The sequence below is a fragment of the Bradyrhizobium sp. USDA 4369 genome (assembly GCF_054056435.1).
Genome location: NZ_JBSRYH010000001.1, coordinates 3,203,163 through 3,228,403 on the forward strand (window position 1 = coordinate 3,203,163; position 25,241 = coordinate 3,228,403).

At 64.9% G+C, this 25,241-nt stretch carries 20 protein-coding genes and 1 pseudogene; 12 read left to right on the forward strand and 9 right to left on the reverse strand.

Annotated features, from left to right (window positions below):
* Positions 1-20 precede the first annotated feature (20 nt).
* From ACVIJ6_RS14480 to ACVIJ6_RS14510, 7 genes are all read left to right on the forward strand, one after another.
* Positions 21-218 (forward strand): hypothetical protein, encoded by a 198-nt coding sequence (locus tag ACVIJ6_RS14480; RefSeq protein WP_456773235.1) that lies wholly within the window; start codon positions 21-23, stop codon positions 216-218.
* Positions 215-1,627 carry an amidase gene (locus ACVIJ6_RS14485; RefSeq protein WP_456773236.1) on the forward strand — a complete coding sequence of 471 codons (1,413 nt, stop codon included), beginning with the start codon at positions 215-217 and terminating at the stop codon, positions 1,625-1,627. The genes ACVIJ6_RS14480 and ACVIJ6_RS14485 overlap by 4 nt, the downstream gene beginning before the upstream one ends.
* Before the next feature lie 265 nt (positions 1,628-1,892).
* Positions 1,893-2,879, forward strand: coding sequence for an ABC transporter ATP-binding protein (locus tag ACVIJ6_RS14490; RefSeq protein ID WP_456773237.1), 987 nt, complete (start codon positions 1,893-1,895; stop codon positions 2,877-2,879).
* An 841-nt stretch (positions 2,880-3,720) separates the two neighbouring features.
* The gene (locus ACVIJ6_RS14495) at positions 3,721-4,935 is read left to right on the forward strand and encodes an NF038122 family metalloprotease (RefSeq protein WP_456773238.1); all 1,215 of its coding nucleotides are present in this window, start codon (positions 3,721-3,723) and stop codon (positions 4,933-4,935) included.
* A gap of 802 nt (positions 4,936-5,737) precedes the next feature.
* A complete protein-coding gene (locus ACVIJ6_RS14500; RefSeq protein ID WP_456773239.1) occupies positions 5,738-6,898 on the forward strand; it encodes an NF038122 family metalloprotease in 1,161 nt (386 codons plus the stop codon).
* Positions 6,899-7,180: 282 nt separating this feature from the next.
* A complete protein-coding gene (locus ACVIJ6_RS14505; RefSeq protein WP_456773240.1) occupies positions 7,181-8,929 on the forward strand; it encodes a type I secretion system permease/ATPase in 1,749 nt (582 codons plus the stop codon).
* Positions 8,930-8,993: 64 nt separating this feature from the next.
* Positions 8,994-10,334: an HlyD family type I secretion periplasmic adaptor subunit gene (locus ACVIJ6_RS14510; protein WP_456773241.1), complete on the forward strand. Its 1,341-nt coding sequence runs from the start codon at positions 8,994-8,996 to the stop codon at positions 10,332-10,334.
* Between the two features lie 214 nt (positions 10,335-10,548).
* On the opposite strand, the gene ACVIJ6_RS14515 is transcribed toward ACVIJ6_RS14510, so the two are convergent.
* The 3 genes from ACVIJ6_RS14515 to ACVIJ6_RS14525 all read right to left on the reverse strand — a co-directional run bounded on the left by ACVIJ6_RS14515 (position 10,549) and on the right by ACVIJ6_RS14525 (position 13,468).
* A complete protein-coding gene (locus tag ACVIJ6_RS14515) occupies positions 10,549-11,031 on the reverse strand; it encodes a CinA family protein (RefSeq protein ID WP_456773242.1) in 483 nt (160 codons plus the stop codon).
* A gap of 83 nt (positions 11,032-11,114) precedes the next feature.
* Positions 11,115-12,428: a tricarballylate/proton symporter TcuC gene (gene tcuC / locus ACVIJ6_RS14520; protein ID WP_456773243.1), complete on the reverse strand. Its 1,314-nt coding sequence runs from the start codon at positions 12,426-12,428 to the stop codon at positions 11,115-11,117.
* Between the two features lie 119 nt (positions 12,429-12,547).
* The gene (locus ACVIJ6_RS14525; RefSeq protein ID WP_456773244.1) at positions 12,548-13,468 is read right to left on the reverse strand and encodes a transcriptional regulator GcvA; all 921 of its coding nucleotides are present in this window, start codon (positions 13,466-13,468) and stop codon (positions 12,548-12,550) included.
* Positions 13,469-13,584: 116 nt separating this feature from the next.
* Here ACVIJ6_RS14525 and ACVIJ6_RS14530 point away from each other — a divergent pair, with 116 nt between their 5' ends.
* On the forward strand, positions 13,585-13,788 hold the full coding sequence (locus ACVIJ6_RS14530; protein ID WP_456773245.1) for a DUF1127 domain-containing protein: 204 nt from the start codon (positions 13,585-13,587) through the stop codon (positions 13,786-13,788).
* 141 nt (positions 13,789-13,929) lie between these two features.
* Positions 13,930-14,481: an N-acetyltransferase family protein gene (locus ACVIJ6_RS14535; RefSeq protein WP_456776983.1), complete on the forward strand. Its 552-nt coding sequence runs from the start codon at positions 13,930-13,932 to the stop codon at positions 14,479-14,481.
* A 184-nt stretch (positions 14,482-14,665) separates the two neighbouring features.
* Here the strand turns inward: ACVIJ6_RS14535 and ACVIJ6_RS14540 are convergent, their stop codons facing one another.
* Both ACVIJ6_RS14540 and ACVIJ6_RS14545 read right to left on the reverse strand, forming a co-directional pair.
* Positions 14,666-15,367: an SDR family NAD(P)-dependent oxidoreductase gene (locus tag ACVIJ6_RS14540; protein WP_456773246.1), complete on the reverse strand. Its 702-nt coding sequence runs from the start codon at positions 15,365-15,367 to the stop codon at positions 14,666-14,668.
* Between the two features lie 120 nt (positions 15,368-15,487).
* On the reverse strand, positions 15,488-16,507 hold the full coding sequence (locus ACVIJ6_RS14545) for a glutathione S-transferase family protein (RefSeq protein ID WP_456773247.1): 1,020 nt from the start codon (positions 16,505-16,507) through the stop codon (positions 15,488-15,490).
* 105 nt (positions 16,508-16,612) lie between these two features.
* Here ACVIJ6_RS14545 and ACVIJ6_RS14550 point away from each other — a divergent pair.
* Positions 16,613-18,398, forward strand: a pseudogene (locus ACVIJ6_RS14550) (acyl-CoA dehydrogenase family protein).
* Between the two features lie 392 nt (positions 18,399-18,790).
* Positions 18,791-19,876: a Zn-dependent alcohol dehydrogenase gene (locus tag ACVIJ6_RS14555; RefSeq protein WP_456773248.1), complete on the forward strand. Its 1,086-nt coding sequence runs from the start codon at positions 18,791-18,793 to the stop codon at positions 19,874-19,876.
* An 801-nt stretch (positions 19,877-20,677) separates the two neighbouring features.
* Here ACVIJ6_RS14555 and ACVIJ6_RS14560 read toward each other — a convergent pair.
* The 3 genes from ACVIJ6_RS14560 to mbfA all read right to left on the reverse strand — a co-directional run bounded on the left by ACVIJ6_RS14560 (position 20,678) and on the right by mbfA (position 23,825).
* Positions 20,678-22,147, reverse strand: a complete 1,470-nt coding sequence (locus ACVIJ6_RS14560; RefSeq protein WP_456773249.1) for an amidase — start codon at positions 22,145-22,147, stop codon at positions 20,678-20,680.
* Positions 22,148-22,226: 79 nt separating this feature from the next.
* Complete coding sequence (locus ACVIJ6_RS14565; RefSeq protein WP_456773250.1) at positions 22,227-22,757, reverse strand: cytochrome b; 531 nt, start codon at positions 22,755-22,757, stop codon at positions 22,227-22,229.
* 96 nt (positions 22,758-22,853) lie between these two features.
* Positions 22,854-23,825 (reverse strand): iron exporter MbfA, encoded by a 972-nt coding sequence (gene mbfA, locus ACVIJ6_RS14570; RefSeq protein ID WP_456773251.1) that lies wholly within the window; start codon positions 23,823-23,825, stop codon positions 22,854-22,856.
* Positions 23,826-24,026: 201 nt separating this feature from the next.
* Here mbfA and ACVIJ6_RS14575 point away from each other — a divergent pair, with 201 nt between their 5' ends.
* Complete coding sequence (locus tag ACVIJ6_RS14575) at positions 24,027-24,749, forward strand: hypothetical protein (RefSeq protein ID WP_456773252.1); 723 nt, start codon at positions 24,027-24,029, stop codon at positions 24,747-24,749.
* Between the two features lie 87 nt (positions 24,750-24,836).
* Here ACVIJ6_RS14575 and ACVIJ6_RS14580 read toward each other — a convergent pair whose 3' ends face one another.
* Complete coding sequence (locus ACVIJ6_RS14580; RefSeq protein WP_456773253.1) at positions 24,837-25,220, reverse strand: hypothetical protein; 384 nt, start codon at positions 25,218-25,220, stop codon at positions 24,837-24,839.
* Positions 25,221-25,241 lie beyond the last annotated feature (21 nt).

A 25,241-nucleotide genomic window follows, 5' to 3' on the forward strand; every position in this document is an offset into this window, starting at 1 on the left:
CACCAGCAGCGAGAAGCGGAATGACCAGACCCACGCCCCAGCAAGTCAGTGCCATCGCGGAGGCCTCCGGCCTGCCCGTCGACAAGGAGGTTGCCACCCGCATCTCCGATTCGATCGGACCGGCGTTTGACGGCTTCGCCGCCATTGCAGGTACCCTGCCGTTCGATCTCGAGCCGGCCAGCTACGTCGTGGCTCAGTCACTGAAGGTGGGCCGATGAGCACCGAACCCGCGCTGATGACCCTGACCGAGGTCGCCAAGGCGATCGCCGAGAAGAAGCTGTCCTCGGTCGAGGTGACCCGCTCCTGCCTCCACCGCATTGCGGAATGGCAGCCGAAGCTGAACGCCTTCATGGCGATCGAATCAGAGCCGGCGCTGAATGCGGCCGCCGAGGCGGATGCGGCTCTGGCCAAGGACGGTCCGAAGGGGCCGCTGCATGGCGTCCCGCTCGCCCACAAGGACATGTATTACGAAGCCGGCCACGTCTCGACCTGCGGCTCGCTGATCCGGCGTGATTTCGTGGCGACAACGAGTTCGACCGCATTGCAGCGGCTGAAGGATGCCGGCGCGATCCGGCTCGGCACCTTGCAAATGGCCGAGTTCGCCTATGGCCCGACCGGCCACAACGCGCATTACGGTCCCGTGCACAATCCCTGGAAGCTCGGCTATGTCACCGGCGGCTCGTCGTCCGGCTCCGGCTCGGCGGTCGGCGCCCGCCTGACGTTCGCCGCGCTAGGCTCCGACACCGGCGGCTCGATCCGCATGCCCGCGAATTTCTGCGGCGTGACCGGCCTGAAGGTGACCTGGGGCCGCGTCAGCCGTGCTGGCGCGATGCCGCTGTCGCAATCGCTCGACACGGTCGGGCCGCTGGCGCAGACCGCCGAGGATTGCGCGCTGATCCTCGGCCTGATGGCCGGCCCCGATCCGGAGGATCCGACCGCCAGCCACGCGCCCGTGCAGGACTATGTCGCCGCCACCCGGGCCTCGATCAAGGGATTGAAGATCGGCGTGCCCAAGGCTTTCTATGTCGATGATCTGGATCCCGAGGTCGCGCGCTGCCTCGATGCTGCCATCGCGGTGTTGAAGACCGAGGGCGCCGATGTCGTCCAGGTCGAACTGCCCGACCAGCGCCAGCTCACCGCGGCCTGCCAACTCGTGCTCGCGGTCGAGGCCGCCGCTTTCCACAAGCGCTGGATGATCGAGCGGCCGCAGGATTACGGCCCGCAGGTTCTGATGCGGCTGCAGAACGCGCTGGCCGTCTCGGGCGTCACTTATCTCGAGGCGCTGCGCTGGCGTGGCGCGGCGCTGGCCGCGCATGTCGCGGCCACCCAAGGCATCGATGCCGTGATCGCACCGGTGTCGCCGTTGGTCACGCCGTCGATCGCCGAGAGCGACGTCGGCGGCGCACCCGGCGCCGAAGCCGTGATCCAGCGCATCACCCGCTTTACTCGTCCGGTGAATTACCTCGGCCTGCCGTCGCTCGCGATCCCGACCGGCTTCACCGCCACCGGCCTCCCCGTTGGCATGCAGCTGATCGGTCGCTCCTTCGACGAAGCGACGATCCTCACCATCGGCGCCGCCTTCCAGCGCGCGACCGATTTCCACGCCAGGGTGCCGACGCTGCCATGATCGGAGAGAGGTCTGCATCCCACCTGACGGTCTCGCCCTCCCCTGGAGGGGGAGGGTCGATTGCGGATCTCATGCGCGATCGGGGTGGGGTGACAGTCTCTCCTCTTGGACGCGAACTCGTGGAGGGGCTTTCACCCCACCCCGTCTCGCATTCCGCTGCGCTCCATGCGAGCCGACCCTCCCCCTTCAGGGGAGGGTGGCACCGGAGACCGTCGTTGGCGCAAGGCCAAGTCATATCCAAAGCGTTGGGGATTGCAGACCCGCCATGACCAACCTCGTCGAGATCGACAACCTCACCATCCGCTTCACTGGCGAACGCACGGTGCATGCGGTGAACGATGTCAGCCTATCGCTCGGCGATGGCGAGGTGCTCGGGCTGCTTGGCGAGTCCGGCTCGGGCAAGAGCGTGACGATGCGGGCGCTGATGCGGCTGTTGCCGAAGAAGCGGACGCAGATCTCGGGCCAGGTCAAGGTGATGGGCCGTGACGTGCTCGCCATGGGCGATGAGGAGCTGTCGCAGTTCCGCGGCCGCATGGTGTCGATGATCTTCCAGGAGCCGGGGCTGGCGCTTGATCCGGTCTATACGATCGGCAGGCAGATTGCCGAGACCGTGATGCGGCACGAGGGCAAGAGTTACGCTGAAGGCTACGCGCGGGCGCTGGAGATGCTCGATGTGGTCCGCATCCCCTCGGCGAAGCGCCGGCTGGAATCCTATCCGCACGAGATGTCGGGCGGCATGCGGCAGCGCGCGATGATCGCGCTGGCGTTGGCGTGCCGGCCCAAAGTGCTGCTGGCGGACGAGCCGACCACCGCCCTTGATGCCACCGTACAGATCCAGATCCTGCTGCTGTTGCGCGAGCTGCAGCGCGAGCTCGGCATGTCCGTCATCTTCGTGACCCACGACATCGGCGTGGCGATCGAAATCTGCGACCGCGTCGCGGTGATGTATGCCGGGCAGATCGTCGAATATGGCGCGTTGCGTGACATCGTGCGCCATCCGGAGCATCCCTACGCGCGCGGCCTGCTCGCATCGACCGTGCATGCCGCCAAGCGGGGCGAGCGGCTGCAGACGATCCCGGGGACGCCGCCGTCGCTCGACCAGGCGCCGCAAAGCTGCTCCTTCGCGCCGCGTTGTCACCTGGCCGAACCGCGTTGCCTCAACGCATTGCCGCCAGCCGTGAGCCTTGCCGCGGACCGCGGTGTTCGCTGCGTTCTGGCAACGGATGCCGCCACCACCAGCAAGGCTATGTGAGAGACGTCGCCGTCGCTTGCGTGACGAAGGGGCGGATCCGAAGCAGAAGCACAAACTTGACGTTCGGACTAACGGTCGGACCGGCACGCAAAAGCGCTGCTTTGCCTCATCCTGATCAGCGTGATCGGACAAACAGTCCAGCCCGTACCAGCATTCAAAGGCTGAGTTCGGAGCTGCGGTCGCGTCGTATGCCGCGGGGCTGCTGGCCTTTGATTGCCCTTGGCATTGTCCCCGATGTGCTGTGCACCTGATCAGGAAAATGAACTTTGTCAATCTTATTTCGGAGCAGGCAGACTTTTGCCCGCAGATCGGCATAAGTGAGCAATGAAACGATACGACCGCGCCGAACCGGCCTGCATAGGCCAGGAAACGGTGCCGAATAGAAATCGTCAAGCGATGCGCTCGCGTCGATTAAATGACGTTCGTCATGCAACCGAGCGTCTGCTCGGGCAGAAGCAGTCGCGAGTTGCGGGAGAGCGACGCAACTCAGGATAACCAGGGCAGGGGGCATGGCTATGTACCGTTGGTGTTCAGCGCCGTTCCGCAGGCGGCGCCATGCGCGCAGATCTCTATTCGTCCGGTTTTCGATGCAGGCGGATGAACTCTGTCGAAGCGTCTTTTGTGCGCCGCGTCTCTGAGCGGCAGCGCTGCCTCCCATAGCATTGCGCAGAGCCGCTGGCGGCCGTCGGGATCCATCCCTGCCATCCGCTTCGTTCTTTGCCAAAGACTACGCATCGGCTCGGAAGGCCGATGGCGCAGAACGCCGCTGTCCGGGCGCTGAATGGCCGTGACCATTCGATCAGGACGTTCCCAACCTCAATCAAGAGCATGAGAGGATGACATGAGAACGGCTGCCAACCTGCGAGGGACCGTTGACCTCCAGGATCTCTGGGATACGCCTTGGGAGATCGATACAATCTTCAGCCCATTTCACAGCCTGCAGCCCTATCAGTTGCAAACACAGGCGCTGCAGGGCGGTGGGCCGCAACCGGACGCTGCGTCCGCTGCGGGATCAGGAGCGACGGCAGCAACGCCGGGGCAGGCTGGTCCATCGGCACCAGCCGGCGGTTCTGTCGTGACCGTAGATTCGGGCGGCGTTGTCTTCAATCTGATCTATGATGCCGCCTCGATGTCGGCGCCTCAGAGTGTTCGCGCTGGGCTTGAGCAGGCTGCCGGTATCCTCAGCGCGTCGCTGACGGACAGGATCACCGTCAACATCAAGGTTGACATCAGCGGTACGGGCGGCGGCGGCACAGCCGATCCTGATTGGGGCTGGAACAACATCAATTATTCGAGCGTGCACGATGCGCTTGTCGCCAGTGCTCCGCGCGGCGATCAGACCTTCAGTGCGCTTCCGTCAGGATCGACGATCGGCGGCGCGTCTGTTGTCACCGTCTATGCCGCGCAGATGAAGCTGTTTAATCTGTTCAATCCGAACATCACCCTGCTCAAAGCCAATGACCAGACCTCGGACGATGGATTCGTCCATCTTGCTGCGGATACCCCAAATCCGATTGCCCTGTCGCTGCATGAGCTGACCCACGCGCTCGGGCGAACGAACATGCCGCTGTCGATCACGAAGGTGCCGGAGAGCTCGCCCAGCATCTTCGAGTTCTACCGCTATACGAGCCCGGGTACGCATCTGTACTCGGCCGATCTGCAAAAGGCGCCGCCAGCCTATTTCTCGCTCGACGGTGGTCAGACCAAGCTGGCCGATTACGGTCAGACTTCGGACCCGGCCGACTTTCTCAACGAAGGCGTTCAAGGTGATCGGGATCCGTTCAACGAGTTCTATTCCAACGCTACGCCCAGCACCTTGTCGTTGGTCGATCTGCAGCAGATGCATGCGTTGGGCTTCCACACATACATTCCGGCCTTCTCGACGGCACAGATCACCGGGACGCCGGCGGGTGGCTCCGCATCTGCGAGTTCGGTCGCGTCCGCGAGCGGAAGCAGTGCGAGCGCGGCCGGTGTCACGGATCTGCATAGCGGGTTGAATGACCTGTTTCATAACCCTCACCCCTTGCTCCATCATGGCGATTTCCATCTGGTCTAGGTGAAGGACGCAGCGGACCGCCGGCTGACGCGCCGGCGGTCTCACGATGCGCCCGTCGCGGCTCGACAGATGGCCATCCGCAGACGGCCTCCTCGGATGTTTCGAGATCAGAAGGTGCCTCCGTGGCGTGGGCTGCTCCTGCGCCGCGAGCGGCAACCGAGCCATGGTCGCATCGGAGCAATCTCGGGAATGTTTTCCTCATCGGGAGATGCGCTCAACCGTAGGACGTGTGCGATGGTGGTCATGACGATCTCGATATTGGACTCGACCGGGAGCTCGAACCAGGGCTTCGGGCTGAAGTCGCGGCGCATAGGGCGCAATCAGCTTTACCGGTCATTGTCATATTCGGCGTGTCTCGGACGCGCCGACCATCGATGATGCTTCGCGTCGCGGCTGTCGATTGCGCGAGGATACAATTCATCCTTCCGGCAAAAGTAGGTCATCGATGGCGATCCGGTGTATTCAATCTAAAAGTGTGTTGCTTTCTGCGGCGATGAAACACAGAGTTCGCCGCGCCGACGTTGTTTGTCAGGGCGATGATGAAGCAGTTAGGTCACCCGATCGAAGGATCGGGGGCCATGTCGGCAGCCCCCAGATTCGTGAGCGGCGATGCGATGGTCAACGGCGGAAGGTCAGACGACGAGCGCCGTCGTGATCCGTCACATCAAATCCGGCAAATGGCGATGCGGACGCAGTCCCGCTTCGACGACATGCGCTTCGGATCACCGCTTCTCTGAGTCAGGGACATTCATCGTGAAATGCGACGGCCGCAAAGGACCGTCAAGCAAACAGGGTAAGTCAAATGAAGTCTGCACTGGCACCGCATCGGGTGCTCGATCAGCACCATCTCTTCGACGCGCAGGATCTCTTCGACTCAATGTTGGACGGATTCGTCTTTCCTGATCTGCCTGAAGCGGTCGGTTATCGTCTCCATGCCGTGTCGTCCGGACCGGGGCCTCAGTCCGGCGGGATGGCGGCCGCTACGCCGGCAGCGCCCGCCGGCGGCGCCGTCGTGACGATTGACCAGGGGGGCATGGTCTTCAACTTGATCTACGATGCCGACGCGATGAAGGCTCCGGCCGCGATCCGCGCCGGGATCGAGCAGGCGGCAGCCATGCTGAGCGGCGTCATCACCGACAGGATCACCGTCAACTTTCAGGTCGACGTCAGTGGAACCGGGCGGGGTGCTGACGGTGGTCCCGACAGTGTCTGGGGCCTGTCATATTCCAAGGTGCACGACCTGCTGTCGGGCAGCGCCACGGCCGGCGATCGGACCTTCGCCTCGCTGCCGTCGGGCTCTTCGATCGATGGCAAGTCGGTGATTACGTTGACCATGGCGCAGGCGAAGCTGTTCACGCTCTACGATCCCAAGCTGCTGGTGATGAACGATCCGACGAAAGCACCCAACGTCCATCTCAATCCGAATGATCCGACCACCGATGATGCGGGCATTCATCTCGATGCCGATGTGTCAAATCCGGTCGCCGTCGCCTTGCACGAGCTCACCCACGGTCTCGGCCGGATGCAGTTGGCGCCATCGGAAAATCTGCCGCCGATCTTCGACTTCTATCGCTATACGGCGCCGGGCGTTCGCCTGTATTCGAAGGAGGCCAGCACAGCTCCCGCGGCCTATTTCTCGCTCGATGGCGGCAAGACCAAACTTGCCGATTATGGTCAGACATCTGACACCTCGGATTTCCTCAATACCGGCGTGCAGGGACCGCAGGATCCGTTCAACGAGCATTATAACGAGAAGACGCTGCAGTCCTTGACGGCGGTGGATCTGGCGCAGCTTCATGCGATCGGCTTCCACACGATCATACCCGGTTGGGCGCTCGCCCATGCCGCGGGCCACGGGGCGGATCTTGCATCCGCCCATGCCGCCGGTGGATTGAGCCTCGATGCTCAGCTCCAATCGCTTGCCCATCCTGCGGTGCTGCATGATGGCTTTCATCTGGTCTAGGGTGTAGGGCTCCTTGGTCTTGGCCGGCTGGGTCTGCCCCGGTGTCCGCGGCGGCGCTGCGGCGAGGTTTGTCCGGCTGGCGCCTGATAAAGGCCGGTTGCATCGATACCGACGGTCCGAGGAGCGCGGCACGACGCCGCGCTCCTGCCTCGCCAACTGCCGTGCTTGGTTGCGCGGATTCGACCGGAGCAGGTATACTGAGCAAGCCACGCTCCGTCCGCCGTACACGCTCGACTAACTATCTCGACTAACCATCAAGCCATCTGACCTGGAAAAAGATCGATGCTGCCCCCATTCGGCACCGGACCTTCCGAGCTTCGCGACGCATTGAGGGGCTGCCGCGGCGCCTTCATCGGTGTTGGACTGATGAGTTGCGTCGTCAATTTGCTGTACCTCACCGGCTCGATCTTCATGCTCGAGGTCTATGACCGGGTGCTGCCGAGCCGGAGCGTGCCGACCCTGATCGGCCTCATCCTCATCGCTGCCGGGCTGTATGTCGCGCAGGGCGCGCTCGACATGATCCGCAGCCGCATCCTCGGGCGGATCGGCACGGCGTTGGACGAAAGCCTGAATGCACGGGTGTTCGATACCGTGGTGCGCTTGCCGCTGGCGGTCGGCGGTCGCAATGAGGGGTTGCAGCCGTTGCGCGATCTCGACAACATCCGGAGCTTTCTCGGCAGCCAGGGGCCCGGCGCTTTCTTCGATCTGCCGTGGCTGCCGCTGTATCTCGCGATCTGCTTCGCCTTTCACGTCATGCTCGGCGTCACCGCGCTGGTCGGCGCCATCATTCTGGTGACACTGACCCTGGTCACGGAGTTCCTCACCCGGACCCCGGCCAAGGAGGCGATGGGACTCGCCGCCCGCCGCAACGATCTCGCCACCGCGAGCCGCCGCAACGCCGAAGTGCTGGTCGCGATGGGCATGGCCGGGCGGATGATGCAGCGCTGGAGCGAGACCAATGATCGATATCTCGCCGGCAACCAGCGCGCCAGCGATGTGGCCGGCGGCCTCGGCGCGATCGCCAAGGTGCTGCGCATGATGCTGCAATCGGCGGTGCTTGCGGTCGGCGCCTATCTGGTGATTCACCAGGAGGCCACCGCCGGTATCATCATCGCAGGTTCGATCCTGAGCGCGCGGGCGCTGGCCCCGGTCGATCTCGCGATTGCGCATTGGAAAAGCTTCGTGGCGGCGCGCCAGAGCTGGCACCGCCTCAGCCAGCTGCTGCACACCATGCCAGCGCGTCCCGCGCCGACCTTGCTGCAGGCGCCGGTCAGCAAGCTCTCGGTCGAGAGCATCTCGATCGTGGCGCCGGGCGACCAGAAGCTGATCGTGCAGGACGTCACCTTTGCGCTCTCGGCCGGCAATGGCCTCGGCATCATCGGGCCGAGCGCATCGGGCAAATCCTCGCTGGTGCGGGCGCTGGTCGGTGTGTGGCGTCCGGTGCGCGGCCATGTCCGGCTTGATGGTGCGGCGCTCGATCAGTGGTCCTCGGACGAGCTCGGCCGGCATATCGGCTATCTGCCGCAGGATGTCGAACTGTTCGCTGGATCGGTGACCCAGAATATCAGCCGCTTCGATCCGCACGCCTCCGCCGATGCCGTCATCGCGGCCGCGAAGGAAGCCGGCGTCCACGACATGATCATCAAGATGCGCGAGGGCTATGATACGCAGGTCGGCGAGCAGGGTGCCGCGCTCTCGGCAGGGCAGGCGCAGCGGGTGGCGCTCGCGCGCGCCCTTTACGGCAAGCCGTTCTTGATCGTGCTCGACGAGCCGAACTCGAATCTCGATACTGAGGGCGACGAGGCCCTGTCGCGCGCGGTGCGCTCGGCGCGTGCGCGCGGGGCCATTGTCATCGTCGTCGCGCACCGGCCGATCGGCATCGAGGCGGTCGATCAGGTGCTGGTGATGAAGGATGGCCGGATGCAGGCGTTCGGCGCCAAGGAAACAGTGCTCGCGCAGGTCCTGCAGCCACGCGGCGCGCCGCCGGCGCCGATCAAGATCGTCTCCGAGGCTGGGGTCGCCAAGTCATGACCGTCGAACAAGTCATGACCGTCGAATCCCATGAGCCGTCCAATCCCATGAGCAGCCAGGTTCCATGAGCAGCCAAGTCATCACAGGCGCAGCGATCAGACCAGGCAAGACGGTCGGGGTGCGGCAGTCGATCCGGTTGCACCTGATCGTCGGCATGGCCGTGGTCGCGGTCGTCGCCGGCGGGCTCGGCGGCTGGGCCGCGACCCAGCAGATCTCCGGCGCGCTGATCGCGCCCGGCCAGATCGTGGTCGAATCCAACGTCAAGAAGGTGCAGCATCCGACCGGTGGTGTCGTTGGCGAGCTCCGGGCCCGCGACGGCGATGTCGTCAAGTCCGGCGATATCGTCGTGCGGCTCGACGACACGGTGACCAAGGCGAGTCTTGCCATCGTCACCAAGAACCTCGATGCGCTGCTGGCGCGCGCCGCCCGGTTGGAGGCCGAGCAGCGTGGCTGGGCCAAGATCCTGTTCCCGCCGCAGCTGCTGCAGCGCCTGAGCGACCCCGACGTCAGCGGCCTGCTGGCGTCGGAGACCAAGCTGTTCGAGGTTCGCGTCAATGGCCGCATCGGCCAGAAGGCGCAGTTGCGCGAGCGCGTCGCCCAGCTCACCGAGGAGATCGAGGGCCTCTCGGCGCAGGTCGGCGCCAAGGAGCAGGAGATCGCGCTGGTGCAGAAGGAGCTCGAGGGCGTGCGCCAGCTCTATGAGCAGCATCTGGTGCAGTTGTCGCGCCTGACCACATTGGAGCGCGATACCGCCCGCCTCAACGGCGAGCGCGCGCAATTCATCGCCGCACGGGCCCAGGCCAAGGGCAAGATCAGCGAGACCGAGCTGCAGATCATCCAGGTCGACAAGGACATGGTCAGCGAGGTGTCGAAGGATCTGCGCGAGACCACCGACAAGATCGGCGAGTTCGTCGAGCGCAAGGTCACCGCCGAGGACCAGCTGCGCCGCGTCGACATCCGCGCGCCGCAGGACGGCATGGTGCTGCAATCCTCCGTCCATACCGTCGGCGGCGTCATCACCGCCGGCGACACGATCATGCTGATCGTGCCGCAGGCCGACGATCTTCAGGTCGAGGCCAAGGTCAATCCGCAGGACATCGACAAGCTGCAGGTCGGCCAGAAGACCTTGCTACGATTGTCCGCCTTCAACCAGCGCACAACCCCGGAGTTGAATGGCGTGGTCAGCCGCGTCTCGCCCGACGTCACCACCGACCAGCGCACCGGCCAGAGCTACTACACCATCCGCGTCTCGATGCCGCCGCAGGAGATCGCCCGACTCGGCGACGTCAAGCTGATCCCGGGCATGCCGGCGGAGGCCTTCGTCCAGACCGGCGATCGCACCGTGCTGTCCTATCTGATGAAGCCGCTGCACGACCAGCTGATGCGCGCGTTCCGGGAGAAGTGAGACCGCGGCTTCCTCCGGCCCGTAGAGAGGCCACCGGCAGCCCCTCAAACTCAGTGTCATCCCCGCGCAAGCGGGGATCCATAACCACAGGCGGTTGTCGGTTTGCGCGAAGGTTCGACGCTCAGCCTGCCTCAAGACAGATCACGCGGTAGCGGTCCCGGATCGGCGCCCGCCGTCGCTTCGCGTCAGCGGGCTTGTCCGGGACGACACCGGATTATGCGTCGAGGTTCTCAAGCAACAGCTGCAGCGCGCTTTTCGCGAACAGCTGCATGTTGGTGGCCCTGTCGCTGCTGCCGCTCTCCAGCGTGACCACCGCGGACGCTGGACCGTCCACCGCAAAACACGCATGTCCCGCTGCGTCGCCATAGCGGTTGCCGGTCGGGCCGGCGGCGCCGGTCTCCGACAATCCCCAGTCGGTCGCAAAACGCGTCCTGATCTGCCGCGCCAGCAACTCCGCATAGGGTTCGGAGGCCGAGCGGATACCCTTCATCGCCTCGTCCGGAATGTCCATCAGCACGCGGCGGGCATCGCGGGTGTAGACCACGGCGCCGCCGAGGAAATAGGCCGAGGCGCCGGGCACCGCGAGCAGCGACGCCGCGATCAGCCCGCCCGCCGACGATTCCGCAACCGCAATGGTCTGCTTGCGCGCGACGAGGCGTTGCGCAACCCGCTCGGCGATGGCGATCAGCTCATCCATGACAGACCTCGTTTCCGCTCCGGCGGCAAACAAAAGCGGGCGGCATCCGATGATGCCGCCCGCGATGACAACAGGCAACCAGGTCAGGCCGTCGCCGGCTCGCGCGTCGCCACGGCCTGCTTGCCGCCGCGATAGACGGTCAGGGCGGCGATGATGCCGAGCACGGCCGCGAACATCAGCCAGAAGCCGGGCGAGGCCTTGTCGCCGGTTTTCTCGATCAGCCAGGTCGCGGCGAACGGCGTGAAGGTGCCGAACAGCGCCGCGGCGAGCGCGAAGGCCAGCGAGAAGCAGGTGGTGCGGACATGCGCCGGCACGATCTCGACCAGCGCGCCCAGCATGGTGCCGCTGTACATGCCGAAATAGAACGAGAACATCATCTCGACCGCCAGCATCTTGCCGAAGCTCGGTGCCGATACCAGCCAGCTCAGCGCCGGATAGGCGGTCAGCAGCGACAGCGCCGCGATCGCGATCAGCACCGGCTTGCGGCCGATGCGGTCGGACAGCGCGCCGCCGACCGGGTTCCAGATGAAGTTGGTCACGGCGACCAGGAGCGTCACCAGCAGCGCATCCGCCGTCGACAGCTTCAGCACGGTCTTGCCGAAGGTCGGGGTGTAGACGGTGACGAAATAGAACGTCGTCGTGGTCAGGATCGCGATCATCATGCCGAGCAGCACGATGCGCCAATTGGCAAGCGCCGAGGCGAACACTTCGCGGGCCGTGGGATGCTTCTTCATGGCCAGGAAGGCCGGCGTTTCCTCCAGCGTGCGGCGTAGGAAGAAGATCAGCGGGATGATCAGGCAGCCGACGAAGAACGGGATACGCCAGCCCCAGGCGGTCACGGTGGCCGCCGGCATGGCCTCGCTCAACAGATAGCCGAGGATGGAGGCGACGAAGATCGCGACCTGCTGGCTCGACGACTGGAACGAGGTGTAGAAGCCGCGATTGCCAGGGGTGGCGATCTCCGACAGATAGACCGAGACGCCGCCGAGCTCGACGCCCGCCGAGAATCCCTGCAACAGGCGGCCGAGCAGCACGATCACCGGCGCCGCGATGCCGATGGTCTCATAGGACGGGCAGAAGGCGATGACGACGGTGCCGGCGGCCATGATGCCGAGCGTCACGATCAGGCCCTGGCGGCGTCCGATCTTGTCGATATAGGCGCCGAGCACGATGGCGCCGACCGGGCGCATCAGCGCGCCGAGCCAGAACACGCCGAACGTGTTCAGGAGCGAGGCCGTCTCGTCGGTCGAGGGGAAGAACGCCTTGCCGATCGCCGCCGCGTAGAAGCCGAACAGGAAGAAGTCGAACTGCTCGAGGAAATTGCCGCTGGTCGCGCGCAGGATCGCGCCGATCCGCGAATTGATGGTGGGCGCCTGGGAGGCAGAGGGCTGTGACACGCGAAGAAACTCCTACCGTCGCATGGCTCGTGCGGAAGAATTTCTGCGCCGGCCGTCGGGAATGGTGCGGCAATTTGCCATGCGACATCCTGTCGGCCAATAGGTTTGCGGACAAATGCCTAACGCTGAACAGGATTTCGCGCTTCACGGGTTTGTTGCGCTGCACTCTTGAGCCATTGCCGGAAAGCCTTGAGCTTGGGCGCGTCGGTGCGGCCCTCCGGCGTGACCAAATAGAACCCTGCGTCGCTCGGCAGCGCCATTTTGAACGGGACGACGAGGCGGCCTTTGGCGATGTCGTCCTGGACATAGGCGGTGCGGCCGATGGCGACGCCGAGCCCGTCAATCGCAGCCTGAACGGTCATGAACAGCAGATCGAAGCTGAGGCTGCTCTGCCGCGAGATTTCCACCGGCAGGCCCGCTGCCGTCAGCCACAATCGCCAGTCGTCGTCATAGCCGCCGCTCGCCTGGAGCAAGGTATGGTTGGCGAGGTCCTCCGGGCAGCGCAGCGGCTTGTCGCCCTGCAGCAGAGCCGGGCTGCAAACCGGAAACAGTTCGTCGGCCATCAGCCATTCGGCGCGGGCGCCAGGCCAATGGCCGCGGCCGTAGCGGATTGCGGCGTCGACATCGTCCTTCCGGAAATCGACCAGGCTGGTGGACGTCGTGATGCGCACGTCGATGCCGGGATGAGCCTCCTGGAACGCGATCAGCCGCGGCAGCAGCCATTTGGCCGCCAGCGAGGCGATGGTGGAGACCGTCAGCACCTTGCCATTGTCCTTGCGCACCAGCCGCTCGGTCGCCAGCCTGAGATCGTCGAAGGCGGCGCGCACCAGCGGCAGATAGTCGCGGGCCTGCGGCGTCAGCGCGAGGCTGCGGTTCTGCCGCACGAACAGCCGAATGCCGAGTTCGTCCTCCAACCGTTTGATCTGGTGGCTGATCGCGGTCTGCGTCACGTTCAATTCGGAGGCGGCGCGGGTGAAGCTGAGATGCCGCGCTGCGGCCTCGAACGCCCGCAATCCGTTCAGAGAGGGCAGCCGCGGCATCCTCCAGGCCTCCTTAGTTCATGATATTAATTCATCCGAAACGGTAGCAAATGTCGTTTGTGGATGAGCATTTTCCGGTCGATATTGCAGCCTCATTGTATTTCCAGGAGGCTTCCATGTCCATTTACGTCTCCTCACTGATGACGAAAAATCATGCCCGCGGGCTGTGGTCCGGAGTGGCCGAGCAGCTCGTAGCCTGGCGCTTTCGCTACCGCACACGGCACGAACTATCGCTCTGGTCGGAGCGTGACCTGCACGATCTCGGTTTGTCCCGCAGCGACATCGCCGCTGAGATCGACAAGCCGTTCTGGCGGGCGTGATCCCTCACTCGCCCCGCCGCCGGCGCTGCTCCGCGAGGGACAGCGCCGGCAACCCGCCGCGAGGAGCCCGCGATGCCGAGATCAGCCATTGTCGACCACGCCGCTGTGTCCAACGTCATCCTGACGCGGCGCGGCGAGGCGGTGCACTTGCGCTTCGTGACGCCGGATGATGCCGAGCTGTTGCAGGCCTATGTCCGCCGCCTGAGCCCGCGCTCCCGCCACAAGCGCTTCCTCGGCGCGTTGAGCGAGTTGCCCAAGGCGGTGCTCGATGACTTCGTCGCGCTCGGCCGCAACGACCGTTACAGCCTGGTGGCGATCATGGCGCAGGACGGCGTCGAGAGTGTCGTCGCCGAGGCGCGCTATGCGCTCGATCGCGGCAGCGGTCGCGTCGAATTCGGCCTGTCGGTGCAGGACCGCTGGCACGGCCACGGCATCGGCCCGGCGCTGATCGCGCATCTCGAACGGCGCGCGCGCGCCCTCGGCGGCGTCGTGCTGTCGGGTGACGCGCTGCGCACCAATGACGTCATGATCGCGCTGGCCTGCAAGGCCGGTTTCACGATCCAGCCGCATCCGGATGACTGGACCTTGGTGCGGTTCGAGAAGGTGCTGACGGGATTCGTCGCGCAGTCGTCAGGTTCTGGCCTGCAAATGGTCGGTCATGAGCCGCGCAACACAACGCATGTCATCACATGAGGGGCGTCATGCCCAGCGCAGCCGGAGCATCCATTACGCCGCGGCCTCTCGGTGTCTCTCGCTGTGAGCAGCGGTGACTGGATCGCCCGGTCGAACCGGGCGATAACAGTTGTTATGAGGCGAACATCAATGACGAGGTGAGAGAGCGGTGCTCGACCAGCTACGGCCTGAGCGACATCGGCTCTCAGAACGTCTCTACCCAGGGACGCAGCTCCATCTCCCATGTCCAGGCGCTGCGCGGCTGCTGCAGCACGCTCCAATAGCTCGCCGCAATGGCGTCGGGATCAAGCATCGAATCCGGACGCTCCGCGGGCTCCTGGCGCTCGGCGCTCTTGATGCCACCATCGATGACGAAATGCGCGACATGGATGCCCTGCGGCGACAGTTCGCGCGCCATGCTCTGGGCGAGGCCGCGCAAAGCGAACTTGCCCATCGCGAACGGCGCCGATTGCACATAGCCCTTCACGCTGGCGGAGGCGCCGGTGAACAGGATGGCGCCATGCTTGTTCGGCAGCATGCGCTGCGCCGCCTGCTGCGCCACCAGGAAGCCGCCGAACGCGCTCACAGCGATGGCGTTCTGCACGTCGGCCGGCACGAGATCGACCAGCGCGCCGCGCGCCCTGGCGCTGGCATTGTAGACCACGAGATCGGGTGCGCCGATCTCGCGCTCGACCAGACCGAACAGCCGTTCCACCTCGTCTGGATTGGTCGCGTCGCACGGATAGGCGCGGGCGCCGGTCTCGCTACAGAGCGCGCCGAGCTTCTCGATCTTGCGCGCGGCCAGCGCCACGCGGATCTTCTCGCGCGCGAACAGCCGCGCCAATGAGGCGGAGAGGCCCTCGCCGGCACCGACGATCAGGGCGATCTTGTAGGCAGGGATGTCCATCAGCTTGTCCTCGGCAAAGTCCTGGCCAGACTCCTGGCCGAAATCCTGGCGATGCGTCCGCTCAAGCTAGTGCAGCCGGTGTCATCTTCCTACCGTTCATCCCCACAATTCTGCCGGAGGTCAGGCCGGACGCGGCTGCAATCCCGCCAGGCAGCCGATCTCCTCCAGCACCACGTCGAGCCGGCTGCGGTCATGCAGGAAGGCGTATTTGCCGCGCAGCATTGCCAGCGACCGCGCATGATATTTCTGCGGCTTCTGGGTCCAGAGGGCGCCGTCGAGCTGGACGGTGAACAAGTCGCGATTGTCAGCCAAAGCCTGCTCGTTGGCGAGCGTCCATGGCATGAACAGCGCGCCGACCTGTCGCGTCAGGATCGGCATCAAAGTCAGCGACAGTTCGGGCCAGAGCTCGAAATCGCCTTCGGCGCGCGGCCACAGCATGCGGTGAATCCAGGCCAGCACGTGGGGCGCGTTGCCCTCGATCAGCGCGCCGGCGGTCGGATCGGTCCACAGCTCGTAGAATTGGCCCCACAGGCCGAAATCGCCATAGGCCGGCCGCCCGCCGAACAGATAGGGCCGGACCACCAGATGCCGTTCCAGGAGACCTAGCATCTCGACGAAACCGCGCTCGATCTGCGGCGCGTTGACCTCGTTCGATCCGACATACCAGAGTCGCTCCACCATCCGGGCGCGGATCTTCTCGGCGACCTTTGTAAAGCTGGCCTCATCGGCTTTCGGCGCGACCATGCGGGCGATGCGCCCGGCTGAGGCCCGCTGATCGACATCGCGCGCCCAGCGATAGTGGAACATCCATTTGTTGCCCCACTCGTCGCCGAACTCCTCGATGAGCGCGGAGATGAAGCTCGTCAGCACGTCGCCGGGATGGATCGACGGTTCCTGGAAATCGAGCTCGAGCGCGTCGATGATCGGCGTGGAATCCTGCATCGGCTGCTCGTCCGGTGAGACCACCAGCGGAATGATCGGCAGCTTGGCGTGCCGTGCATACTCCGCTTCGCTTTCCGCGTTACGCAATATCCAATGATGCGGAATGCCCTTGTAACGCAGATACGATCGCACCTTGACCGAATAGGGCGACATCTCCGCCCCGAAGATGCGATAAACCTCGGTCGGTTGATAGGTCATGGATCTGCTCCCTCGCGCGTTCGAGCATGGGACGTGGTGTACCCGATCAGATGCAACCTGTCGAAGAGTCCATCAGAGACTTGAGCAACGAACGAGGGCTTAACCATGCATCAGTTCCTGAAGCGCGAGGACGTCATGACCGGCGGCCCCAGGCCGGCGCTGCTGGCGCCGGATACCACCGGGCTGAACTTTTATCGCGCCGATCCAGCGCTCTCGGACCTCCTGCGCATCCATCTGCCTGACACCCTGTTCCGTCACCTCACGCCGCATCTCGACCGGCTTGGTGAACTGGCCGGCGGCTATCTGGACGAATGCGCCCGGCTTGCCGACCGCCACGGGCGCGGTGCTGCATCAGCGCGACCGCTTCGGCCGCGACATGCAGTCGATCGAGTATCACCCCGCTTATCGCGAGCTGGAGCGCGCCGCCTTCGGCGAGTTCGGCATTCACGCGATGTCGATCCGCAAGGGCATTCTCGGCTGGCCCGACAAATATCCTGTCGTCGCCAAGCACGCCTTCACCTTCCTGTTCAACCAGGCGGAGTTCGGGCTGGGATGTCCGATCAACGTCACCGATGGCTGCGCCAAGCTGCTGGCGAGCTTCGGCAGCGATGGGCTCAAGGCGAGATATCTCGACGGCCTGACGCAGACCGATATGCGGAAGCTGACCCAGGGCGGCCAGTTCATGACCGAGAAGGAGGGCGGCTCCGACGTCGGCACGCTCACCACGGTGGCCGTACCCGAGGGCGACCATTGGCGCCTGCATGGCGAGAAATGGTTCTGCTCCAATGCCGATGCCAAGGTGGTGATGCTGCTGGCGCGGCCTGAAGGCGCCGACAGCGGCACGCGCGGCGTCGGCCTGTTCCTGATGCCGCGCTTCCTCGATGACGGCAGCCAGAACCATTATCGGATCGTCCGCCTGAAGGACAAGCTCGGCACCCGCTCGATGGCCTCGGGCGAGATCAAGCTCGACGGCGCGATCGCCTATGCGGTCGGCCGGCTCGATCGCGGCTTCGTGCAGATGGCCGAGATGGTCAATTCGTCGCGCCTCTCCAACGGCGTCAAATCGACCGCGCTGATGCGGCGCGCCTGGCACGATGCGATCACGGTGGCGCGCAATCGTGTGGTGTTCGGCCAGCGCATCGTCGACCTGCCGCTCGGGCGCCGCCAGCTGATGAAGATCCTGCTCGCCACCGAGCAGGCGCTGTCGATGAGTTTTCTCACCGCCGATGCGCTCGATCGTGCCGAAGCCGGCAGTCAGGATGCGGCAGCGCTGCTGCGCATCCTGACGCCGACCTTGAAGTTCCGGGCGACGCGGGATGCCCGCAAGGTCTGCGGCGATGCGTTGGAGATGCGCGGCGGCATCGGCTATGTCGAGGAGTTCGTCACCGCGCGGCTGCTGCGCGACGCGCATCTCGGCTCGATCTGGGAAGGCACCGGCAACATCGTCGCGCTCGATGCGCTCAAGCGCGCGGTCGGCCGCCATGGCGCGGACGCCGCGCTCGCAGCCGATCTGCATGCGCGGCTCGACGACAGCAATGCCGTTCCGCAGACCTGGCGTGATCAGCTGCATCGCCTCGTCGATCGCGCCGTCGGCTTTGCGCGCGAGGTCGCTGGCCGCGCCGACAACGAAGCCGAGTCCCGTCGCGCCACCAGCCTGCTGTATCATACGGCGAGCGCGGTCTCGCTGACATGGGAGAGCGCGCGGATTCACGCCATGCGCGGCGATGCGCGCAGGCTGCTGCTCGCCAAGCTCGTCGTCGCCCACCGGCTGACGCCGTCCGATCCGTTCCGGCTTGCGGAAAATAGGACGGATGACACGATTGCGACGCTGCTGCTCGGCGAGCGTGTCGTCGGCATGGAGGAGGTTGGCGAACTGGTCGCTGCGGCGTAGGCAGCCCACGGACATGACGGTGGACCACGATGTCATCGCCAAGCTGCTGGCCTCGCGTCGTCCGGAGGGATGAGCAAAGAAGATGCCGCGATCCCGGTGCTCACCTCGCCCCGCAAGCGGCAGGGGAAGCGCATATGATGATCCTGGCTTGAGTTCGGCTCCCTCCACACCGTCATGGCCGGGCTCCTTCCCGGCCATCCACGCCGTTCGGCATCCTGGGAAAGACGTGGATGCCCGGGACGGAGCCCGGGCATGACGATGTGGAGACAACTTGGCGAAAAACTCAGATTGGTCATATGCGATAGCCCTGCCGCAAGCGGGGCGAGGGAGCATAGCAACGGGACCGCGACAGACGGGACCTAACTAATAATATTCAATATGGGAGAACGCCAATGAAAGCCGCCGTGCTGATGGAGGTCAACAAGCCGCTGGTGATCGAGGACATCAGCGTGCCCAAGCCCGGGCCGCGCGAGGTGCTGATCCGCACCGCGGTCGCCGGTCTCTGCCATTCCGATCTGCATTTCATCGAAGGTCTGTATCCGCATCCGCTGCCGGCGGTGCTCGGCCATGAATCCGCAGGGATCGTCGAGCAGGTCGGCTCCGACGTGACCTATGTGAAGCCCGGCGATCACGTCGTCACCTGTCTCTCGGTGTTCTGCACCTGCGACAACTGCACCACCGGCCGGCCGGTGCTGTGCACCGATACGACGGTGAAGATGCCGCCCGGCGCCTCCAACCGGCTGTCATGGGGACGAAGCGAGAAGCTGCACCAGTTCCTCAATCTGTCATCCTTCGCCGAGCAGATGCTGGTGCACGAGAACGCGATCGTGAAGATCCGGCCAGACATGCCGCTCGATCTCGCCGCGCTGATCGGCTGCGGCGTCATCACCGGCTATGGCGCGGTCGTGAACACTGCGCGGGTGACGGCCGGCGAGACGGTGGCCGTGATCGGCTGCGGTGGTGTCGGCATGGCCGCGATCAACGGCGCCGAGATCGCTGGTGCCGGCCGCATCATCGCCATCGACACTAACCCGGCCAAGCTGCAACTCGCGACGAAACTGGGTGCCACCGACATCATCAATCCGGCCGACGGCGATGTCGTGGCGCAAGTGCGCGAGCTGACCAAGGGCGGCGTGCATCACGCCTTCGAGGTGCTCGGACGCAAGGAGACCGCCGAGCAGGCCTTCGCGATGCTGGCGCCGGGCGGCACCGCAACCATCGTCGGGATGATTCCGTTCGGCCAGAAGATCGAGCTGCACGGGTTCGATTTCCTGCGCGAGCGCCGCATCCAGGGCTCGTCAATGGGCTCCAACCATTTCCGCGTCGACATGCCCCGCCTCGTCGAATTCTATTTGCGCGGCAGGCTGCACCTGGAGGACTGGATTTCCGCCAAGCTGAAACTGTCGGAGATCAACGAGGGCTTTGCCAACATGAAAGCTGGCAAGACGCTGCGCAGCGTGATCGTGTTCGATTCGTGAGGCGCAGTTGATTTCAAGTCGGCAGCAGCCGTCCAGCGCTGGTCCAGTTGGTTTACTCGTCATGCCCGGGTTTGCCCCGGGCATCCACGTCTCTCCAGGCGTTCAGGGCGTGGATGGCCGGGACCAGCCCAGCCATGCCCCCAAGACATTTAAGTTGCTATTTTTCCGAAATCATGTTCTTCTTTGCGCAACCCGCCTCCTGCAAGGGGCGTACGCGTCGTCACGATACGCGAGGTGGGCCGCGGTGGCCGCGACCGGACGCGCTTGACGGGCGCCGACGGCACGGACGTGAAGTGGCAGGGTCCTGACACCCCGAAGCTGGTGTTACGCTGGCGACGAAGCTTCGCTTCGCGCCGGTCATGGTGGCCAACAAGCCGGCGCACCAGGGAGACTGTCTATAAGCGTGAAGACCATCGCGCAGGGAAGGCCGGGTCGCTCCGGCTGAACCTGTGGTTCCTTCCCCGTGCATTCTTTTCGCACGGGGGCCGCAGGTGCCAGTCGGCACCTGGCCTTCCCTGCGCCCTCGCATCTTTCGAGGGACATGCCGACCGCATGATCCGGGCGTCACGCGCCGTGGAGCCGCGGGGGCATGTCCGCTGTTTGTCAGGTGAATAGGGAGGGCAGGCGATGCTTCCATTCGTCATTGCGAACAGCAGCGAAGCAATCCAGTCTGTCTATGTAGATGCAGTCTGGATTGATTCGACGCAAGGGCGCCTCGCAATGACTGAGTGGTGAGAGTTGAGGTTCAAACTCACGACTGTGATTGTGGTCAGGCGCGGTTCACGTCGTTGCGGACGCCAACTAATCCACGAATATCGGCGGCGGCGTGAAGCCGCCGAACTCGCGCTCGATCAGTTCGGCGAGCTTGAGCGGTGTGCGGTCTTCGAGGAAGGGGCCGACGATCTGCGCGCCGACCGGCAGCCCGTTCGCGAGCCCGAGCGGGATCGCCGTCGCGGGCAGGCCGGGCAAGGTGGCGATGCCCGGCCAGGCGAGCTGATCGTTGTAGTCGTGATCGGCGCCGTCGATGCTGATGCGGCGTTCCCGCTGATCCGGAGAGTGGTCATGCGGAAAGGCCGGCGTCGGCATGATCGGGCAGATCACCGCATCGAAGCGCTCGAACAGGGCCCGCCATTGCGCGCGCATTCCGAAGCGGGCGTTATTGGCATGCACCCAGTCGCGGTGGCTGAGCGCGAGGCCGCGCAGGCGCTCCGCCGCAAGGCTCGTGGCCTCCTTCGGCAATTGCGCAGCCGCCTGGCTGGCGCCGGCATGCACGTCCGGCGGCATGGTGGCGCCGAGGAAGCCGAGCAGCAGGCGCATGTACAGCCGGCTGGATGCGGCGAAGTCCGGCAGCAACGGGCTCTCACGGGCGACGTTGACGCCAAGCTTGGCGAGATCGGCAGCGAGCCGCTCGACGGCGCTGCGCACCGCGCGATCGGTCGGCAGCACCGGGTCGCTCGCAATCACCAGGACCCGGAAATCCTGCAGGCGCGCGTGCCGCGCCGGCGGCAGTTGCAGCCGATACGCCTTGCCGGCCTCGAGCGGATCTGGTCCGGCCATCACGTCGAGCAGCAGCGACAGATCGGCAGCCGAGCGCGCCATCGGGCCGACCACCGCAAGATCCGCCTCGTTCGGCAGCGGCTGGAACGGCGGCGGCGTGTGGCCGCGCGTGGGTACGAGGCCATAGGTCGGCTTGTGCGCCGTGACGCCGCAATGAAATGCCGGCACGCGCAGCGATCCGCCGATGTCGGAGCCAAGCGACAATGATCCATAGCCGACGGCCAGCGCCGCCGCCGAGCCGCCGGAGGAGCCGCCCGGCGTGCGGCCGAGATCGAACGGGTTGTTGGTGGTGCCGTAGATGTTGTTGTAGCTCTGCCAATCGCCGAGCCCGATCGGCACGTTGGTCTTGCCGAGCACGATGCCGCCGGCATCCTTGACGCGCGACACCGTGAGCGCATCCTCGGACGCGATGAAATTCTTCTGCTGCGGAAAGCCCCAGGTCGTCGGCAGCCCGGCGACGTTGTAGGACTCCTTGACGGTCAGCGGCAGGCCGAGCAGAGGCCGACGCTCGCCGCGCGCGAGGCTCGCATCGGCTGCGCGCGCCGCGTCCAGCGCGCGTTCGAAATCGCGCACGCAGATGGCGTTGATCTTGCCGTCATGTCGCGCGATGCGGTCGATCGCGAACTGCGTCAGCTCGACCGAAGAGACCTCGCGATCCGCCAGAGCCTTCGCCGTGTCGACGGCGGTCGTGAACGTCCATTGCGATGCGGCCAAGGTGCTGCTCCCTTGCTCGTGGAGGTCCTTTGTACTCCAGCCGGATGGCAGGCGCTTGACCGAAATTGCGCAAGTGAGGCTAACCCGGTAGCATGCGCTGCATGATGCGGTCGCGATAGACGAAGACGTGCGCCAGCGCTGCCGCGACATGAACGACGATCAGGATCAGCAGCAGCCATTCGGCCGCCTGGTGCAATCCGTCGATGGCGCGGTTGCCCGCCGGGTTGCGGCCGGCCAGCATCGGCAGCGGAAACAGGTAGAAGTACGACACGCTCCAGCCGCGGAACGAGGCGAACAGCCAACCGGTGACGGTGCTCGCCAGCACCATCGCATAGAGCATCCAGTGCACCGCCTCCGAACTCAGCCGCTGCCATGGCGGCAGCGAGCTCTCGGGCGCGACCGGATGCGTCAGCCGCCAGACGAAGCGCACCACGATCAGCATCAGGATGGTGAGGCCGAAGGAGATGTGCAGGATCATGGGCGCGCCGGGCGGCGTATTGGCGTGCAGCTCCGGCATCAGCCAGCCGATCGGATATTGGATGGCGAGCAGCGCCACCACCAGCCAGTGCAGGATCTTGGCAGGCGTGCCGTAATGCAGGCGTGGTGTCATGGCGAACAGTCCATTGTGATCGGTCGGCATCGCGAACGGTCTGGCGCAATCCGTGGGCCCGGCCCGGAGTTCCGCAGCCGGCCGCGCGGCAGGTGGCTAGGCCGCTCCGATCAGGATCCCCACCCCAAGCACGATGATGCCGCCGAGCACGATCTGGAACACCGCCTGCAGGAACGGTGTGTCCATGTAGCGCGCGCGGATATAGGCGATCGCCCACAGCTCGAAGAACACGACAAGGCTGGCGATGGCGGTGGCGATCCAGAACGCGTTGGGCCAGGAATCGGGAACGAGATAGGGCATGGTGTGGCCGAGACCGCCGAGCGTGGTCATCGCGCCGCAGACCGCGCCGCGCAGCCAGGGCGAGCCGCGGCCCGTCAGCGAGCCGTCGTCGGACAGCGCCTCGGCAAAGCCCATGCTGATGCCGGCGCCGATCGAGGCGGCGAGGCCGACCAGGAAGGTCTGGAAGTTCTGGTGGGTGGCGAAGGCGGCGGCGAACAGCGGCGCCAGCGTCGAGACCGAGCCGTCCATCAGTCCTGCAAGGCCGGGCTGCACATATTGCAGCACGAACACGCGCCGGCGCGTCTCGTCCTCCTTGTCGCGGACGTCAGGACTCAGGATCTTGTCGGTCAGTTTCGCCGCGACCTTCTCATGTCCCTTCTCGGCCTCGGCGAGGTCACCCAGCAGGCGGCGCACGCCGACATCCTTGGCCTGCTCGGCGGCCTTGGCGTAGAAGCGCTCGGCCTCGAACTCCATCGTGCCGACCTCCCTGCGGATGGCATCGAGCGACAGGTTCTTGGTCAGCCAGATCGGGCGCCGCTGCATGAAGCCCTTGACGTTCTCGCGCCGGATCGGCGGCAGGTTCTTGCCGAAACGCTCCTCATAGAGCTCGAGCAGCATGTGGCGGTGGCCCTTTTCCTCCTCGGCCATCTGCTCGAACAGCTTGGCGGAGTCGGGATAGCGCTCCGCCAGGTCCTCCGCGAAGCTCATATAGATGCGGCCGTCTTCCTCTTCGGCCGAGATCGCGATCGCCAGGATCTCGCGCTCGGTGAGGTCGGCAAAATTCTTCATTCCAAGGTCCCCGGATATGCCGTTCTCAACATTCGAGTGTTTAGAACGTTTCTAAAGTCTATACGGATTTGCCGCAGCGCGGTCAAACTGCTGCCGCGGCGCGGTCTCGAAACATTTCGTGACGACGCATTCAGGCCTCAGTCATGGAACCTCGATGCAAATTCATTGTTCGCGTTCCGCTTTGCTAGCTAAGGAGTTCCAATGGACAGCGTCAAATACCGGCTGAACGATCCAGGGTTGGCGCCGCGCCGCACCCGGATGGATATTCCGGGTTGGGCCGGTGAGCGGCAGCCGCGCGCGAATGGCTCGCATGAGCAGGTCTGGCATTGCGTACCATTCTCAGAAGGTGCGCAATATGGCATCGAGCTGTTCTATCCGTATGATTTCGAGCTGAGGGTCACGACCCGCGACGGCAAGCTGGAATTCGCCGGTGAATGGGGCGAGCCGCCGAGCCCGAGCCTGCAATGGCCGCCATTCCGCAATTTCGGCGATGCGTTCTACACCTATCAGATCCTGCTCGATCTCAAGGTCCCCAAGGGCTTTGCGATCCGGACCGAGCCGCATCCGCGCTTCTACACCGATCGCGCCGATACCTGTCCGATCGCGGTGCCGGCGCTGGTGCGCAATTTCTGGCCCATGCTGTTCTTCTGCGTGTTCAAGGCGCCCGCCGAAGGCCGCACGCATATCTTCCGCCCGGGCGAGCCATTCGCACAGGTGATCGTGATCCCTGAAGAGGCGAACTTCACGGTCGAACCGATGAGCCCCGACGAGGCGGCCGAGCGCGAGCTGCAGTCGCGCCGCATTCACGCCAGCCGGCCGACCCTGGGCAAGGAGACCGAATGGGTCTCGAGCACCGATACGGTGTTTGACGGCACCTATCGTCATCTGCACCGCGCCGCCAAGGAGAAGGCGCGCAAATCCTGATGGGCCTCGGCTGACGCGAACACCCGCTCCAACGAAAAGGGCGCCGGCCTCGCGGCCGGCGCCCGTCAGATCCTCATCGCACCGCGATCAGTAGCGATCATAGTACCAGTGGTGATGGTGATGGTGGTGGTGATGATGATGATGATGGTAATAGCGGCGCGGCACCACATAGACCCGCGGGCCGTAGCCGTAACCATAGCCATAGCCGCGCCAGTAGCCATGGTGATGGTGGTGATGATGATGGTGGTGATGATACCACTGCGCCAGTTCGACCTTCGGCTCGGCCTCCGGCGGAGCCTGCGAGTCGAGCGCCTGCAGGACCTCCGTGGCATTCGGGATCGGCTCGAGAAGGTCGGCGTAAGAATTGACCTTGAGGACGTCCGTCGGGGCGGGCGCTGCCGACGCCTGCGCCGTGCCGAGCGCGCCGACAGCGGCGACCGCGCCCAACAAGCCTGCGATCTTCTTATCCATAATCATCTCCTGATGCGCATC

What these genes read in the sequence shown, in the direction of transcription:
- ACVIJ6_RS14480 (WP_456773235.1), top strand. Translation starts at nt 21, where the DNA reads ATGACCAGACCCACGCCCCAGCAAGTCAGTGCCATCGCGGAGGCCTCC.
- ACVIJ6_RS14485 (WP_456773236.1), top strand. Translation starts at nt 215, where the DNA reads ATGAGCACCGAACCCGCGCTGATGACCCTGACCGAGGTCGCCAAGGCG.
- ACVIJ6_RS14490 (WP_456773237.1), top strand. Translation starts at nt 1,893, where the DNA reads ATGACCAACCTCGTCGAGATCGACAACCTCACCATCCGCTTCACTGGC.
- ACVIJ6_RS14495 (WP_456773238.1), top strand. Translation starts at nt 3,721, where the DNA reads ATGAGAACGGCTGCCAACCTGCGAGGGACCGTTGACCTCCAGGATCTC.
- ACVIJ6_RS14500 (WP_456773239.1), top strand. Translation starts at nt 5,738, where the DNA reads ATGAAGTCTGCACTGGCACCGCATCGGGTGCTCGATCAGCACCATCTC.
- ACVIJ6_RS14505 (WP_456773240.1), top strand. Translation starts at nt 7,181, where the DNA reads ATGCTGCCCCCATTCGGCACCGGACCTTCCGAGCTTCGCGACGCATTG.
- ACVIJ6_RS14510 (WP_456773241.1), top strand. Translation starts at nt 8,994, where the DNA reads ATGAGCAGCCAAGTCATCACAGGCGCAGCGATCAGACCAGGCAAGACG.
- ACVIJ6_RS14515 (WP_456773242.1), bottom strand. Translation starts at nt 11,031, where the DNA reads ATGGATGAGCTGATCGCCATCGCCGAGCGGGTTGCGCAACGCCTCGTC.
- ACVIJ6_RS14525 (WP_456773244.1), bottom strand. Translation starts at nt 13,468, where the DNA reads ATGCCGCGGCTGCCCTCTCTGAACGGATTGCGGGCGTTCGAGGCCGCA.
- ACVIJ6_RS14530 (WP_456773245.1), top strand. Translation starts at nt 13,585, where the DNA reads ATGTCCATTTACGTCTCCTCACTGATGACGAAAAATCATGCCCGCGGG.
- ACVIJ6_RS14540 (WP_456773246.1), bottom strand. Translation starts at nt 15,367, where the DNA reads ATGGACATCCCTGCCTACAAGATCGCCCTGATCGTCGGTGCCGGCGAG.
- ACVIJ6_RS14545 (WP_456773247.1), bottom strand. Translation starts at nt 16,507, where the DNA reads ATGACCTATCAACCGACCGAGGTTTATCGCATCTTCGGGGCGGAGATG.
- ACVIJ6_RS14555 (WP_456773248.1), top strand. Translation starts at nt 18,791, where the DNA reads ATGAAAGCCGCCGTGCTGATGGAGGTCAACAAGCCGCTGGTGATCGAG.
- ACVIJ6_RS14565 (WP_456773250.1), bottom strand. Translation starts at nt 22,757, where the DNA reads ATGACACCACGCCTGCATTACGGCACGCCTGCCAAGATCCTGCACTGG.
- mbfA (WP_456773251.1), bottom strand. Translation starts at nt 23,825, where the DNA reads ATGAAGAATTTTGCCGACCTCACCGAGCGCGAGATCCTGGCGATCGCG.
- ACVIJ6_RS14575 (WP_456773252.1), top strand. Translation starts at nt 24,027, where the DNA reads ATGGACAGCGTCAAATACCGGCTGAACGATCCAGGGTTGGCGCCGCGC.
- ACVIJ6_RS14580 (WP_456773253.1), bottom strand. Translation starts at nt 25,220, where the DNA reads ATGGATAAGAAGATCGCAGGCTTGTTGGGCGCGGTCGCCGCTGTCGGC.